We start from the raw sequence: 15,858 nt of genomic DNA on the forward strand, positions 1-15,858 counted from the left end.
TAGGTGCTAGGTGCTAGGTGCTAGGTGCTAGGAAAATTTTAACGCTTTGAATTAGTAAAAAATAGTTTTAAATTTGCAAAGGTCAAAGTAGATAAACTTAATGAATAGCGAGCAGGAATTAGCTCGCTATTCATAGCTCGTAGCCTATGATTTTATTTGATCTCAACACGCTGAGAGCGCATCACTATTTCGTCGTTAAGTTCAATACCAATACCCGGCTCTTCAGACACTTCAAAGAAACCATTTTTAGGCTGTGGATCTTGCAAGCATAACTCACGGTTCCACTTTTTAATTGCATAAGTGTGATGCTCATGAATTAAGAAATTTGGAATAGCCGTTTCTAAATGTAATGATGCTGCGGTTGCAACGGGGCCGCCACAGACGTGAGCCTGAATACGTACATCAAAAATATCAGCGTAATCACACACTTTTTTAGTTTCAGTAAAACCACCACATAAACCGATATCTGGCTGTAATACATTAATACTTTGATCTTCTAAGTAAGGGCGCACACCCCAACGATTATATAAACGCTCGCCACCGGCAATTGGCACTGATACTTTATCTGCCACTTTGGCATGTAACGAATGATTTAAGTAGTTAACTGGTTCTTCATAAAACATACAGTCAAATTCTTTAGCGATTTCACCGATTTGAATAGCAGAGGTAACACCCGGTAAACTGTGGCATTCAAAAATGATATCGACTTCATCACCAACAGCTTCACGAATTGCCTGCATACGGGCGCGATATAGCTTCATTTCAGCACGTGAAATAATGTTAGTGCGGTCGTAATAGGTATTGCCGTCTTTATCATATTGGATCGGATCAACTTTAACGGCATCGTAGCCTTCAGCCACTGCTTTTAACGCCGCTTCTGCGTATTCTTGTGGATGTACCAGAGCTTTAAACTCAGTGTCCCAGTCAAACTGTAATTGCGAAGCATAAGTACGCAGCTTGTCGTTAACTTTACCGCCTAGCAACTGATACACAGGCAAACCTAGTGCTTTACCCTTAATGTCCCATAAAGCGGTGTCTATCGCGCTCATTGCTGCATAGACTACTGGGCCCCCACCTAAACCCCAAAAGCTTTCACGCAGCATACGCGACCATAACTTTTCGGTTTGAAATGGATCATGACCAATTAAGAAAGCATCAGCCATTTCTTTAATCATAGCAGCGGCAGCACTGTGTCCTAAATCATAAGCAAGGCCAGCTTCGCCAACCCCGCTAATACCTTCGTCAGTATGAATACGGACAAATACAGGAGTCCAAGCAGGTCTGTCTGGACAGTGGATATCAAAAACTTCAACGCGATTAACTTTCATGACAATTCCTTATTAACCAAGGCTTAGGTTATTTTGCAAAACTAGGATCAAGACGATGGGCCTTACGTAACATCGCAGGCCAAGCTAATTGCCCACCGGTACTACCGCTGTGCACTACATTCGCTTGATTATAAATATTATCGATTATGGCTTGAGGTACTGGTGTAACAGCTTGGCCACTGGCTTGTAAAGCCAGCTGTATTTCACAAGCACGCTGTAAATCATAAAAACGCATAAATGCATCACCAACCGTTGGCCCCACAGTTAAACCACCATGGTTTACTAACAACATATGATTAGTATTAGCGAGATCATCTTGTAAACGTTTTTTCTCATCGCTATTAACTGCTAAGCCTTCATAGCCGTGATAAGACAATGACGGCAGTGAAAACATTGAATACTGGCTAAGTGGCAGCAGACCATTCTGCTGCGTGGCAACGGCAATCGTTTCTTTAGTATGTAAGTGAATAACACAATGAGCGTCATCACGCACTTCGTGAATCGCGCTGTGAATCGTAAAACCAGCAGGGTTGATTGCAAATGGCGTGTCATCTAAAATATTTCCGGCCAAGTCCACTTTGACTAGGTTAGAAGCTGTTACTTCATCAAATGTGAGGCCAAACGCATTCACTAAATAATGGTCAGTCCCCGGCAAACGCGCCGATAAATGTGTGTAAATCAAATCACCCCAACGAAAATGCTCAACCAACCGATAACAGGCGGCTAAATCAACTCGTAACTGCCATTCTTGTGCAGAGACTTTATTTTTTAAATCAAGTTGTGGTAATTCAAACATTATGGGGCCTTATTTAAACGCGTTAAAAACAAAACACGAAATAGATGGATAGAAGTCTAAAGTAGTGTGCGTGGATGATCAATATTTAAAACAAAACAGCCACACCAAATTGGTGTGGCTGTTTTCGGTGAGCCCATTGATAACTCACACTCAGCAAAAATTATTTTACGTTTGCTAAGTAATCGGCAATAGCGACCATTTCTTCTTCAGTAACAGTCGCAACCATCGCTTTCATCGCTGCAGTCATGCCATTGTTGCGCGCACCTGATTTAATGTCTTTCATTTGGGCCACTAAGTAGTCTTTATTCTGACCATTTAGTTTAGGATACATTGCCATGATCGGTGCCTTACCTTCAGGGCCATGACATGTTTGGCACATTTTTGCTGTATAAAGCGCAGCACCATCGGCAGCCATGCTGTTAAATGACATACTAGCAACCATAGAGAGGCTTGCACCTAAGAGTAATTTTGTTATCTTGCTCATTGTATTTTCTCTTCTTTTTGACGGTTTATAAAAATTATTAGCTTAATTGTAGACCATAATAACGGATCTTTGTACATCACATATGTACGTAATTTATACACCAAGTAGATCACCAAACACGCTGTTCAAGTCATCTCTTAGGCTACCATACTAAATCATCTGGTACTTCAAAATCAGCGTATGGGTCATCAGCATCTTTGCCTTTGTCTTCAGGCTCTACATGAAACACGATGTACTTTTCATCAACTTCTGCCACTTTACGGGCTGGCTCATCTTCAAGTACAAAAAACTGCCCTTCCAATACACAAATTGCCAGTCGGCCACCTGACAAGGCTTTTTGCGTTTGTTCATTTACGTCAAGCTCTTTGACTTTATTTTCGTAAGTAAAATTGAAAGTCCGCTCACCACGAATCGAATCTTGATTATGATGTTCTAATATCTGCTTTACGCGGGCAACTTGCTCACGTTGCTTTAACTCACCTTGGCGAGCTTGATTTAATTCTTCTGCTTTTTTCTGCTGTTCTAACTTTGTTTGCTGAATATGCTTTTGCAGATCACTAGGGTTACTGGTCGCCCCTTTTTTTGGTTTTTTTTGTTGCTTACGCTTTTCACTTTTAGCAACTTTAGCTTTATGTGATGTGGTTAATCCTGCTTGTAGCAATTGGTCTTGTAATGAACCCATAGCTTTGTTCCATTAAAAACTGATATTAGCTTTATTTTATACCCAAACCACCCCAAGATGCGAGTTTCAGTTGGAATTAAAAGCGATTTAGGCAAGGCATTGATTGCAAGTAATAGTGGGTCTATTGCTAAAATCAATAACGTAGTATAAATCGCTTTTAAACCAACCCGTTGGGCGTTTCACAGGAACTTACTCTCAGCGTTGTTACTTCTTAAAAGGGACTGTCATTCTTGCAAAGTAACGCCTTGATATTAAGCCCCTGTGAAACGCTGAATTCTGCATCTTGAGGTGGCTTGGGTATAATCACCAATTAAAACAAATCATAGTGCTGTGACCATTAATCTAGCAAAGTGTTGTGATTGAAAACCTGATTTAGCGCAATAAATACTTATTTCTAGAATAAAAGTAACCACTTAAAGAACGCGTTGAGGTTGAATTTAATATCAATCAGGTTAAGCTGTGGTTTTTGTAGTAGGGCCAATAAAATGCGTTTCGGTCATTTATTAGTTTGCTCGCTGTTTATCTTTTTCGTGCTCTATGCACCGCAGCCATTATTAAGTTTATTTGCAGAGCAATTTTCAGTTAGTCCTGCAACCGCAGGTAGCTTGATGACGGCAACTATGCTCCCTTTGGCGATTGCTCCTTTGGTATACGGCTTATTACTAGCTAAACGTAACCCTTTAACAATTCTTCGCTACGCGATGCTAGTACTAGCTGTTACCTGTATTGCTTTTGCCTACGCCCCCAGTTTTGAGTTATTACTGTTACTACGATTTTTACAAGGTTTAACCTTGCCTGCCGCACTCACCGCAATGACCACTTACATAGGCAGCACTTATCAAGCTGATAGTTTGCAAAAGAATATGACCTTCTATATTGGCAGTACAATTGCTGGGGGTTACTTTGGCCGAGTGTTAGCGGCTATTTTTGCTGATTTATGGACTTGGCAAAGCTTCTATTTTGTTATTGCCGCAGGTTTAATTAGCTTTGCACTGAGTATTCCACGTAATCAAACAGCCATTGTTAACAGCACTCTTTCCCCATTAAATTATTTAAAACAGCTCGCGAATGCTGCGGTATTAAAATTATATGGTGCGGTGTTTTGTATGTTTTTTTGCTTTGCTGCGTTATTAAATTATTTACCGTTCATTTTACAAGACACTTTTTTAATTACTAATACCCGTGATATTGGCTTAGTTTATAGCGGTTACTTGATTGGCGCCCTCGCCTCTATTGCGACTCCTTGGTTATTAAAAAAGAGTATTTCACCGTGGCATTTATTGTCTGCTATATTTGCTTTTTACAGCACTACACTAGTATTTTTGATGAGCTCACAATTAGTGATTTTTTTACTGGCATTCACTGGTTTTTGCGGCGCGATGTTTATTATTCATTCAACCGCAGCGCCGCTGGTTAATAAAATAAGCAGTGCACCACCGAGTGTCACTAATGGTGCTTATGTGTCATTTTATTATAGTGGCGGGGCTTTAGGCTCTTTTGTACCAGGCTTGGTATATCAACAACTTGGCCATATCGCATTTATGGCCTCGTTATTATTAGTCTGTATATGCGGATTAATTTTAGTAAGTTCGGCTTATCTAGCGGGTAAAAAAACCACTTTAGGCTGATGCCCTGTGGTGGCAAAAAAAGCGTCTAAATCGGCTTTTTTTAATAACCATGTTTGGGTGTTCTCAAATGGATGACAATGAAATAGATCACCAAACCATATGTCTTGGTCAAGCCATAAAGTGACATCATTTTGCTTATCATTCATCAGAGCAAGCATAGATACACATCCAGGTGCGACTTTTAAAAAGCGTGCTAAGCGCTCATCAGAGGCAAACCCTAAGCGTGACAAGCCTTGATATTTAGCCAGTGATTTTAAGTCTAACTGCTTGTCATGTGCGGTGATCACCAAAAAATGCTTTTTACCTTCGTTATCACGCAAAAATAAGTTTTTTAATCGCGTTCCGGGCCGTTCCACCATTAATTCATCTGCAGCAAGACTACTATGTAATGCAGGGTGTTCGATAACGTCATAATTGATATTTAAATGCGCTAACAGCGCCGCTAATTTACTTTTATCCGCTAACATTTATAAACAACGCCCCATCAAGCGTACACTTAAATCTCGCCACAATACTTCATTTATCTCATATTTATCGTTGCGACAATATTTTTTGTCATGCAACTCTTGTTTTAATAAGTGCACGGCTTGATCTTCTAATTCTAATTTTAAGCTATTTGATTCTTCAAAATATTCTTGCTCTGCAAAGTTTTTAAATTGCTGGCGTGTCAGTGGTCGATCTAAGTTTAAATTTGCGCGACTATTGGCTTTAACCGATACCACATAAGCAAAAATCTTATTACCTTGCTCATCTAATTTAGTGTGTAACTGTTTATTATTAATTTCAAAAGGCGGCTCATCACTTTGGCTAGCACAACCACAGAGTAAAACGAGTAACATCAACGCGTATTTTTTCATTATTAGTATCATTCCTGTTATCCAGTGACCGTTAGTCTACCAAAAATTCATTGTTTGCGTAAAAATTCAAAAAATATATAAATAATACTTGACCAAATTTAGAAATCTCATTAAAGTTCGTCCCGCTTGAAACGGAACCTCAAGTAGGTTACGAAATTCGTAACTTTAGGAATGTGGGGCTATAGCTCAGCTGGGAGAGCGCCTGCCTTGCACGCAGGAGGTCAGCAGTTCGATCCTGCTTAGCTCCACCACTTTCCTACTCTTCAATTTTTATCACTATGGCTCTCATGCCAAATTCAATTTTTAAATTTTTGTCATTTTAATCAAAAAACTGTTTATTTTATGTTAGTTATTTTTTAGCTATCAGTTGTGCGCTGCATGGTATTTACGATCAAAAATGCCGAGCATAAACTCGGCATTTTAATTTGGTTATTCGACTACCAATTATTCGCGAATTTGACCTACACCATTGACGAGGTATTTCTCCGTCGTTAATGATTCTAAGCCCATTGGACCGTAAGCGTGTAGTTTTGACGTTGCGATACCAATCTCTGCACCTAAACCTAACTGTGAACCATCAGAGAAGCGTGATGAGGTATTAACCATCACTACTGAGGCATCAACACTGCGCTGGAACAATTCAGCCGCGGCTTGGTTTTTAGTGCAAATAACTTCCGTATGGTTTGAACCAAATTGCGCAATATGCTCAATTGCACCAGCAAAATCCGGTACTACACGAATCGCGATTTCTAAATCTAAATATTCTTCGCCAAATTCCTCTGGCGCAAGCACTGTTGCATCATCAAAATATTGTGCGGCTTGGCTATCTGCATTTATTTTTACACCTTCTTGGCGTAATACAACAGCACATAAATTTAAAAACTCATCGGCAACATCCTGATGAACGACAAGTCCTTCTAATGCATTACATACGCCAGTACGCTGAGTTTTACCGTTCAGTAGCAAGTTAATCGCCACTTCTAAGTCAGCGTCTTTATCCACGTATAAATGACATACACCTTTAAAATGCTGGATCACAGGAATTGTACTGTTATCTGTTACAAAGTTAATTAGCCCTTCGCCGCCGCGTGGAATAATTAAGTCAATGCTGTCACGTTGCTGCATCAATTCCATTAATAATCCGCGGTCTGGATCTGGAATAACGGAGATTAACGCTGCCGGTAAATTATGCTGCTCTAATACTTGATGCATAACACTAGCAATTGCTTGCGAGCTTTTAAGCGCCTCTTTACCACCACGTAAAATAACCCCATTACCTGATTTGAAGCATAACGCTCCAGCATCAGCGGTTACATTTGGACGCGCTTCATAAATCATACATACCACACCAAGTGGTACGCGCATTTTACGAATTTTAATCCCGTTAGGACGTTCAGTAATATCGCGTAATTGACCCACCGGATCATCAAGGCTTACAATCACTTCAATGCCTTCAGCCATCGCTTCAATACGTTCGTCATTAAGCGTTAAACGGTCAATCATAGCGGCTGCTAGATTGTTATCACGGGCTGCGGCTAAATCACTTTCGTTTTCTTTAATAATAAATGCTTTTTGTTGGCGTAATGCTGCAGCCATATCCAGTAGCACCTGATTTTTAGTCTCGGTATCGAGTAAGGCTAACTGATGTGCCGCTTTTGCTGCCTGACGTGAAATATCTGTAATTAAACTCATGACTTCTCCAATAATGCGATATCTTTCTCTGAAATAACGGGACCAATCGAATCTTGCATCTTGTCGCTAAATTCGCTTTGTTCGTTATCAGCTATAAAATTCAATAAACAACTACTGTAATTTGCAGTTGCTTTGGCTAATCGAGTGCCGTCGCTGCTACGTACCAAAATGGTATCGCCAATTGCAAACTCACCATGCACTGCGACAATTTCATCGCCACGGATACAGCCAGTTTCACCTTCTAAAGATTCATCGTATGAACCTGCGACAACGACTTCACCTTGCTCACTTGCAGTATGAGTCATCCAGTGAACAGCTTCTTGCATCGGTTTTTCGTATGGTAAGAAAATAGTACCTGGGTTCTCACCTTCCAGCAGTTTTGTAAATGTCTGCTCTTTAAAACCATTAATTATATAAGTAGTAATACCATGTGAAGTCGCTTTTTCAGCTGCTTCAATTTTAGTTTTCATACCACCTGTACCAACCGCACTGGTAGCAGATCCTGCCATAGCATAGATTGATTCATCAATTGATTTAATTTCAGGCAGTAATATTGCATCATCGTGCAGATTAGGGTTTTTATCATAAAGCCCATCCACATCTGAAAAAATCATCAATGCATCAGCATCAGCTGCTGCAGCGACCATTGCCGATAAGTTATCATTATCACCGACTTTTAAATCATCAGTTGTCACCGTATCATTTTCATTCATGATTGGCAGCACACCATGATCCAACAAAGTGAAAACAGTTTCTCTAATACTCTCATAACGCTCACGGTCACGTAAGTCACCATGAGTTAATAAAATCTGCGCCGATGGGAAATCAAAAAAGCGGTCCCACATAGCCATCATTTCGGTTTGCCCTGCTGCTGCCATGGCTTTTTTCATTGCCACAGTGCGCTCTTGTGTCTTCGGAAATAAATGCGCGCCAGCGGCAACTGAGCCTGACGAAACTAAAATAACTTCAATTCCTTGACTACGACAACGAACAATAAACTGAGCGATGGTTAATAAATAGCGTGAGCGACAACCATCTTGATCAGGTGCAATCAATGCGCTACCTACTTTTAATACGATACGTCGCCAATTTAACTTTTGCATAAATGTTCAACTTTCCATTTTAACTGTGACTTACCCTAGTTTGGATAAATCTGAAAACAACCACCTAGTGTTTACCTAGGTTACGAGTTAACAATTTGCACTTGCTTTTGCTCACTTTCTTTAGCCATCACTTTTTAATACTCAGCCGGAAACGCTCACTTAGTTAATTAACAAAGTGCGTTAGATATAGCATAACTTTGGCTCAATCATTAAGACTGAACAGTTATAAAGTAAATAAAAAGTGTTGTTTATGCATCGCTGTAAAAAGCTGTGTGAAGCTTTTTTATTAACAACATACATAGAGCCTCTAAAGTCTGGTACACCAACAGATAGGGTGATGACTCAAGGACCGAGATTTGCTCACCACGATGGGTGTCAAATATTGAGTAAGTAACAGTTCAACTCAAACAATATGAATCACAATAAAATGTAATTTATGTTCAAATTAACTAATTACTAAAAATGAGTAAAATTGTACAAACTGCATTCAAAACAATTAACAAATTGATTTTTAAGCATATAAATATAGTGACCTCAATCTAAGTTGTTGTAATTTAAAGCAACTTAAAAATAACTATATGTATTCGCTTAGACCTAACAAGTAACTAATTAGATGACTAATTGTTTGAACACTAACTATATTACGCTACTTTTAGCCTAAAGATCAAGACTATATTTTATTCACTCGGCTTACTATTGCAGCTAATAAATTTTAAAGTCTATAAGATTCAGTTAGTTAAACAGAGTTTAATTTGTTTCAAATATTTCAAAACCAATAAATTATCATTTCTTCTACAAATAAGTTCGTAAACAGCTAAAATTCTATTAGGAAAAATTAACATACACGTGTATACCCCTGTATTATAAGTATCGAAAGGTTTACTCCTAACTGTTGTAATAAATAAGGAATACTTCATCTATGTCAGCTATTTATATCGCAGGGATCGCTCTATGTTCGGTTCTCGCCCAATGGATAGCATGGGGTTTTCGTGTCCCAGCTATTTTATTTTTGTTACTTACAGGCCTATTGCTTGGCCCTGCTACGGGTTTACTTGATCCAGATGCACTGCTTGGTGATTTACTCTTTCCTGTGGTCTCGCTCAGTGTTGCGGTGATCTTATTTGAAGGTTCTTTAACTCTACACTTTCGAGAACTCAAAGGTATTGGCAAGGTAGTCCGTAACTTGTGCTCTATTGGCATGATTACGACTTGTATAGTGATAAGCCTAAGTGCCTATTGGATTTTAGAACTCAACTGGCGTGTAGCAGCGGTGCTCGGTGCGGTATTGGTTGTTACTGGCCCAACAGTTATTGCACCGCTATTAAACTCAATGCGGCCAACCCAAGACATTGATCGCATACTACGCTGGGAGGGCATTGTTATTGACCCAATTGGTGCTTTATTTGCGGTTTTAGTATTTGAAGCGGTAATGCTAGTTGGTCAAGGTGAAGTGTTTATCCATACCGTAATCGCCTTGTTTAAAACCTTAGGAGTCGGTTTATCTATTGGCGTGGTCGCAGGTTGGCTTACAACGTTACTGATCCGCCGCGAATGGCTACCATTTGAATTACATAAATTCGGCATCTTAGCTCTGGTACTTATTAGCTTTACAGTCTCAAATCATTTGAGCCATGAGTCAGGTCTATTAGCGGTTACTGTATTTGGTATTTGGTTAGCGAACCAAGACGATTTAGAAATTGATTCTGTTTTAGAGTTTAAAGAAGATCTGTCTATGATCTTAATTTCAACCTTATTCATTTTGCTTGCTGCGCGTTTAGAATTAGCTGATTTAATGATGCTTGATGCCGATGTGTTTATCTTTTTGGCTATCGTATTATTTATCGCTCGCCCATTGTGTATTGCGATCTCCACTTTCGGCACTGAGCTACCAATTAAATCTCGCTTAGTACTCGCGTGGATTGCTCCGCGCGGTATTGTCGCAGCAGCGGTAGGCTCTGTTTTTGCTATTAGTATGATGGAAGCTGGTGTTGCTGACGCCGAGAAAATGGTGCCACTGATTTTTACCGTTATTATTATCACAGTAGTTCTGCAAAGCTTAACTGCGATTCCGATTGCGAAGCTATTAGGTGTTCGTCAGCCTTCACCTAATACTATTTTGATCATTGGTGCAAACCATGTCGCTCGTGCCATTGCTTGTGGGCTAAAAGAGCAAAATATTCAAGTACACTTATCAGATCCAGCTTGGGAAAACTGCCGCATGGCACGTATGGATGGGCTGCCTTGTTATTATGGTAACCCGCAATCAGAACATGCTGAACGTTACTTACCCCTGACAACTCTACGCAGCGTAATGGCGCTTTCGCCAAACCGCCATCATAACGCGCTAGGCGTGCAGTATTTTTCACATTTATTGAATGAAAAGAACGTCTTTTCATTGCGTTCTTCTACCTCTCACGCCAAAGCAAACAAAGACAGCGCGACGTTTCTATCTCGGCAAATTTTGTTTGGTGATAGCGGCTCTTATGCACGTTTAAGTAGCTTAATTGCCAAAGGCGGCAAGGTCAGTGTAACGCGAATTTCTGAAGAGTTTAACTGGGGCAAATACCAAGAGATGAACAGCGATGCAATTCCGTTATTCATCCTCAATGGTGACAAAGACAGTGATGATGATAGCCCTATCAAACTGCGTCCGTTTACTATTAATATGGAAAAACCGCCGCAAGAAGGTGAACGTGTCGTCGCGATGCTGCCACCAAAAATGTCGGTATTGAAAGATCCTAATAATGGCAAAAACAAAGAACCGAAAGAAATAAAAGAGTAAAACGAAAAGGGCTAGGTATCACACCTAGCCCTTTTACTTTCAACTTGCTAACTGATCAGCTCATACCTACATCGGCAAGCGTGCTCGCGCGACAACACTATCGGGCATTTTTTGCGCCAATTGGGCTAGCGAGCGTTCAATCTTTTTATGGGTTGCTTTATCTGCAACCATACTATGAAATAACCAACGATATGCGTCTTCGTAATCACGTGGACTGCCATAGCCTTGATTAAATAAATTAACTAACCGCAATTGTGCTTTTAAATTACCTTGTGATGAAGCTTCACGTAGGTAAGTCACAGCAAGCGCTTTATCCTTTTGCACCAATCGACCCGTGTCATAGTATCGCCCGAGTTGCTCTAATGCCGCCGCTAAGCCTTGCTGCGCTGCTTGACGCATATAATACACACCAAGCTCTACATTACGATCAACACACACCGCATACGCCAGCATATCGCCATATAAAAATTGATAAGAAGGCAGTGCCATTTTATTGGCTCGTGCTTCGATATCTTGTACTAACTGACAGTCATCTGCTTTTACTCGTGCAAGGTGTGTATTACTATTGATCAAAGCGAGCAGCTCAGTTTCTGTATATAGTGGCACGGCAGCTATGGTCTCTTCAGACTTGGCGTGGCTTGCCAGTAAAAACGATAACGGCACTAATGATAAACAAGTTAACAAACGCATTTAGGTCACTTTAAATTAAAAACCATCTTGCTAAAGTTTATACAAAGATCGTTCCATAATGAAATTTATAAATAGCTTATTTATTATAAACACTATCCCCAGACACAAAAAAAGCTGCACAAGGCAGCTTTTTTAGTACTATTAGTAATTATGCAAACGGACTGCGTAATACCATAGTTTCTACACGGTCAGGACCTGTAGAAATAATATCAACAGGTACACCGGTGATTTCTTCAATGCGTTTGATGTAATCAAGTGCCGCTTTTGGTAGCTGCTCAACAGTAGTAGCACCCACTGTATTTTCAGTCCAACCAGGCATCTCTTCATAAACTGGCGTTACTTTATCATAACCTTCAGCAGCAAGTGGCGTCACATTAGTGATAGTGCCATCTTCTAACTGATAACCAGTACAGATTTTTAGTGTTTCTAGACCATCTAACACGTCTAGTTTAGTTAAACAAAAACCTGAGATAGAGTTAATTTGTACTGCACGGCGCATAGCCACAGCATCTAACCAACCAGTACGACGTAAGCGACCAGTCGTTGCACCAAACTCATGACCTACGGTACCTAAGTGCTTACCAACTGGGTCTTGTTTTTCTAAACCGTCGTAAAGCTCGGTAGGGAAAGGACCAGAACCAACACGCGTGGTGTAAGCTTTGATAATACCTAGTACATAATCAAGATTTAACGGACCAAAACCAGCACCTGTAGCAACGCCACCAGCAGTTGTATTTGAAGACGTTACATATGGGTAAGTACCGTGATCGATATCAAGTAATGTACCTTGCGCGCCTTCAAACAAGATGTTGTCGCCCGCTAGACGCGTTTGATCAAGTAACTCAGTTACGTCAACAACCATTGCTTTAAGGATATCTGCAACAGCCATTGCATCATCAAACGTCTGTTGGAAATCTACCGCATCTACTTTGTAATAATTTACTAAAGTGAAGTTATGGTATTCCAATACTTCTTTAAGCTTCGCAGCGAATAATTCAGGGTTGAATAAGTCACCGATACGCAAACCACGACGGGCTACTTTATCTTCATAAGCAGGACCTATGCCGCGACCTGTTGTACCAATCGCTTTATTACCACGTGCTTTTTCACGAGCTACATCTAATGCGATGTGGAAAGGCAAAATAAGCGGACATGCTTCACTGATCAATAAACGTTCACGTACTGGTACGCCACGTTCTTCAAGCATGCCAATCTCTTTCATTAGCGCTTCTGGTGAAACAACAACACCATTACCAATCACACACTTAACATTGTCACGTAATACACCCGATGGAATAAGGTGTAAAACTGTCTTTTCACCTTCGATTACCAGTGTATGACCAGCGTTATGGCCACCTTGGTAACGAACTACTAAAGATGCTTTGTCTGTAAGGAGGTCAACTACCTTACCCTTACCTTCGTCACCCCATTGGGTGCCTAATACAACAACGTTTTTACCCATTGTAAATTCACTTAGAAAAAATTAGGACGAGATTTTACCAGATAATGAGGGGAAAGATCACCCCCGTTTAGGTTATTTTTTCTGCGCAGTCGTACAACGACCTTTGCAATAAAAATTAACTGGTTGAATAACATTAAGTTACTCATAAAAATTCATCTTACTAAAAGAAAAACCCTGCATACACAGGGTTTGGATTTGTGCTAGATTTAGAAAAAGATTACTGCGCTGCAGCACCTTTCATATATCTAAAGAAGTCACTGTCTGGTGATAATACCATTACGTCTTGCTTATCTTTAAAGGTCTTTTTATAGGCCTCTAATGAACGTACAAAACCAAAGAATTCAGCATCTTTATTGTACGCATTGGCATAAATAGCCGCAGCTTTTGCATCGCCTTCACCGCGAACGGTACGGGCATTACGCTCAGCATCAGCCAGCATTACTGTGACACGACGGTCAATGTCAGCACGAATCGTTTCGGCTTTTTCTTGACCTTCAGAGCGATGCTCTTTAGCAACAGCAGTACGCTCTGCACGCATACGTTGGTAAATCGAATTACTCACTTCTGACGGTAAATTGATTTGCTTAACACGTACATCAAGTACTTCAATACCTAGCTCTTGAGCACTTTCAGAAGCTTGAACTAATGCTTCTTCCATTAACTCGCTACGTTCACCGGAAACAATCTCACGGATAGTACGTGAACCAAAGTTAGTACGTAGACCATTATTTACTTTTTGCTTAAGTAGTGCTTCAGCGTATTGCTTATCACCACGGGCACGTAAGTAAAAAGCACTAAAATCACTAACACGCCATTTTACAAACGAATCAACTATTAAGTCTTTTTTCTCGCTAGTAACAAAACGATCCGGTGCACCATCTAATGTCTGAATACGCGCATCAATACGACGTACTTGACTAAAGAAAGGTACTTTGAATTGTAAGCCAGGACCATAAACAATTGCTTTATCATCACTGTCTTTTTGCACTTTGCTGAATAGCATAACAATTGCTTTTTGCCCTTCAGGTACTACGAACACTGACGAAAAAGACAACACAACGGCCGCTAGTAATATAACTAAACTAAAGTTTTTCATTGCGCTTATCTCCCGTCGTTAAAGCGATCAGCACCAAAGCGGTCTGAACTTGAGTTCACAGTGCTATTGCGCGATGTATTAACTTTATTGCGTAAGTCGTTAATATCACTTGAGCTAGGTAATGCAACACGGGTTGCGTTCCCTTGCTTATCCATGATTTTATCAAGCGGTAAATACATCATATTATTGCCGCCCTTAACATCAACTAACACTTTTGAACTGTTACCTAGCACTTCTTCCATGGCATCAATATATAAACGCTCACGGGTTACACGCTTAGCAGCCTGATATTCAGGTAATAGCTTTTCAAAACGCGCGACTTCACCTTGTGCTTCTAAAATAATGCGCTCGCCGTAACCTTCAGCTTCTTGCGTCATACGGGTAACTTGACCACGAGCACGTGGCTCAATTTCACGCGCGTATGCTTCAGCTTCACGAATAAAACGTTGTTCATCTTCTTGTGCGGCAATGGCATCATCAAACGCGTCTTTAACTTCAGCCGGTGGGCGTGAGTCTTTAAAGTTAACGTCAGTTACGATCAAGCCTAAGTTATACGGTTCGATGATTTTATTCAGTTCATCCCAGGTATTTTGACGCACAACCTCACGGCCATTTGTTAATACTTGGTCCATTTTTGAATGACCAACAACATAACGCAGTGCACTCTCTAGCGCTTCTTCTAAGCTAGAATCAGCATTAGTTACACTAAATTTGTATAGGAAAGGGTCAATTACACGGTATTGCACCTGAAACTCAACGCTTACCACGTTTTCATCTTCAGTGAGCATAAAACCAGACGTCGATAATGAGCGAACGGCTTCAATATCTACCGGAATTACCGTTTCAATAAACGTCATTTTCCAACGCAGACCTGGATCTGCAATGCGGTCAAATTGACCAAAATGTAAAACGATGCCGCGCTCTGCTTCTTTCACGGTATAAATACCGCTCAATGCCCATACAATTGCAGCAATGATCAGTACAAATGAAAGACCAGCTCCACCAAGTCCGCCGCCGCCATTGCCGGATTTATTACCGCCAAATAAGCCACCAAACTTGCTGCTGAATTTACGAAACACCTCGTCTAAGTCAGGTGGGCCTTGATCACGTCCGCCTTTTTTGTTCCACGGATCTTTGTCATTGCCATTATTACCCGGTTCATTCCAGGCCATAGCTATACTCCATTGTTATCTAAATAATTTAGGTAATTACGTTAAATCTAACAAAAATACCGCAGTTCTCATACTAAAAATGACAT

Annotated in this window: 14 protein-coding genes and 1 tRNA gene; 3 read left to right on the forward strand and 12 right to left on the reverse strand. The window is 40.4% G+C overall.

Annotation, left to right across the window (positions count from 1 at the left end; translation table 11 throughout):
• Nucleotides 1-152: 152 nt before the first annotated feature.
• The 4 genes from H5203_RS16105 to H5203_RS16120 form a co-directional block, all read right to left on the reverse strand.
• The gene (locus H5203_RS16105) at nucleotides 153-1,328 is read right to left on the reverse strand and encodes a mandelate racemase/muconate lactonizing enzyme family protein (RefSeq protein ID WP_064668182.1); all 1,176 of its coding nucleotides are present in this window, start codon (nucleotides 1,326-1,328) and stop codon (nucleotides 153-155) included.
• Nucleotides 1,329-1,356: 28 nt separating this feature from the next.
• The gene (locus H5203_RS16110) at nucleotides 1,357-2,124 is read right to left on the reverse strand and encodes a class II aldolase/adducin family protein (RefSeq protein ID WP_182735552.1); all 768 of its coding nucleotides are present in this window, start codon (nucleotides 2,122-2,124) and stop codon (nucleotides 1,357-1,359) included.
• A gap of 160 nt (nucleotides 2,125-2,284) precedes the next feature.
• Complete coding sequence (locus H5203_RS16115; protein WP_145238134.1) at nucleotides 2,285-2,608, reverse strand: c-type cytochrome; 324 nt, start codon at nucleotides 2,606-2,608, stop codon at nucleotides 2,285-2,287.
• A gap of 142 nt (nucleotides 2,609-2,750) precedes the next feature.
• The gene (locus H5203_RS16120; protein ID WP_149980503.1) at nucleotides 2,751-3,290 is read right to left on the reverse strand and encodes a DUF2058 domain-containing protein; all 540 of its coding nucleotides are present in this window, start codon (nucleotides 3,288-3,290) and stop codon (nucleotides 2,751-2,753) included.
• Nucleotides 3,291-3,775: 485 nt separating this feature from the next.
• Between H5203_RS16120 and H5203_RS16125 the strand changes: the two genes are divergently transcribed.
• Nucleotides 3,776-4,918 (forward strand): MFS transporter, encoded by a 1,143-nt coding sequence (locus H5203_RS16125; protein ID WP_182819972.1) that lies wholly within the window; start codon nucleotides 3,776-3,778, stop codon nucleotides 4,916-4,918.
• Here the strand turns inward: H5203_RS16125 and H5203_RS16130 are convergent.
• Both H5203_RS16130 and H5203_RS16135 read right to left on the reverse strand, forming a co-directional pair.
• Nucleotides 4,885-5,385: a prolyl-tRNA synthetase associated domain-containing protein gene (locus H5203_RS16130; RefSeq protein WP_145238125.1), complete on the reverse strand. Its 501-nt coding sequence runs from the start codon at nucleotides 5,383-5,385 to the stop codon at nucleotides 4,885-4,887. The two genes, H5203_RS16125 and H5203_RS16130, sit on opposite strands and share 34 nt — an antisense overlap.
• A complete protein-coding gene (locus H5203_RS16135) occupies nucleotides 5,386-5,775 on the reverse strand; it encodes a hypothetical protein (protein ID WP_145238122.1) in 390 nt (129 codons plus the stop codon).
• Between the two features lie 175 nt (nucleotides 5,776-5,950).
• On the opposite strand from H5203_RS16135, the gene H5203_RS16140 reads away from it, so the two are divergent.
• A tRNA-Ala gene (locus H5203_RS16140) sits at nucleotides 5,951-6,026 on the forward strand.
• 193 nt (nucleotides 6,027-6,219) lie between these two features.
• Here H5203_RS16140 and H5203_RS16145 read toward each other — a convergent pair.
• Nucleotides 6,220-7,467, reverse strand: coding sequence for a glutamate-5-semialdehyde dehydrogenase (locus H5203_RS16145; RefSeq protein WP_145238119.1), 1,248 nt, complete (start codon nucleotides 7,465-7,467; stop codon nucleotides 6,220-6,222).
• Complete coding sequence (proB, locus tag H5203_RS16150; protein ID WP_145238116.1) at nucleotides 7,464-8,570, reverse strand: glutamate 5-kinase; 1,107 nt, start codon at nucleotides 8,568-8,570, stop codon at nucleotides 7,464-7,466. Before proB ends, H5203_RS16145 begins: the two co-directional genes overlap by 4 nt.
• A 919-nt stretch (nucleotides 8,571-9,489) precedes the next feature.
• On the opposite strand from proB, the gene H5203_RS16155 reads away from it, so the two are divergent.
• On the forward strand, nucleotides 9,490-11,352 hold the full coding sequence (locus H5203_RS16155) for a sodium:proton antiporter (RefSeq protein WP_145238113.1): 1,863 nt from the start codon (nucleotides 9,490-9,492) through the stop codon (nucleotides 11,350-11,352).
• A 66-nt stretch (nucleotides 11,353-11,418) separates the two neighbouring features.
• Here H5203_RS16155 and H5203_RS16160 read toward each other — a convergent pair whose 3' ends face one another.
• The 4 genes from H5203_RS16160 to hflK form a co-directional block, all read right to left on the reverse strand.
• Nucleotides 11,419-12,042, reverse strand: coding sequence for a tetratricopeptide repeat protein (locus tag H5203_RS16160; protein WP_145238110.1), 624 nt, complete (start codon nucleotides 12,040-12,042; stop codon nucleotides 11,419-11,421).
• 148 nt (nucleotides 12,043-12,190) lie between these two features.
• Nucleotides 12,191-13,504, reverse strand: coding sequence for an adenylosuccinate synthase (locus H5203_RS16165; protein WP_145238109.1), 1,314 nt, complete (start codon nucleotides 13,502-13,504; stop codon nucleotides 12,191-12,193).
• 217 nt (nucleotides 13,505-13,721) lie between these two features.
• A complete protein-coding gene (gene hflC, locus H5203_RS16170; protein ID WP_145238107.1) occupies nucleotides 13,722-14,600 on the reverse strand; it encodes a protease modulator HflC in 879 nt (292 codons plus the stop codon).
• 5 nt (nucleotides 14,601-14,605) lie between these two features.
• A complete protein-coding gene (gene hflK, locus H5203_RS16175; protein ID WP_145238104.1) occupies nucleotides 14,606-15,772 on the reverse strand; it encodes an FtsH protease activity modulator HflK in 1,167 nt (388 codons plus the stop codon).
• Between the last annotated feature and the right edge of the window lie 86 nt (nucleotides 15,773-15,858).

The sequence above is a fragment of the Pseudoalteromonas sp. SG41-1 genome (assembly GCF_014164575.1).
GTDB classification, from domain to species: domain Bacteria; phylum Pseudomonadota; class Gammaproteobacteria; order Enterobacterales; family Alteromonadaceae; genus Pseudoalteromonas; species Pseudoalteromonas rhizosphaerae.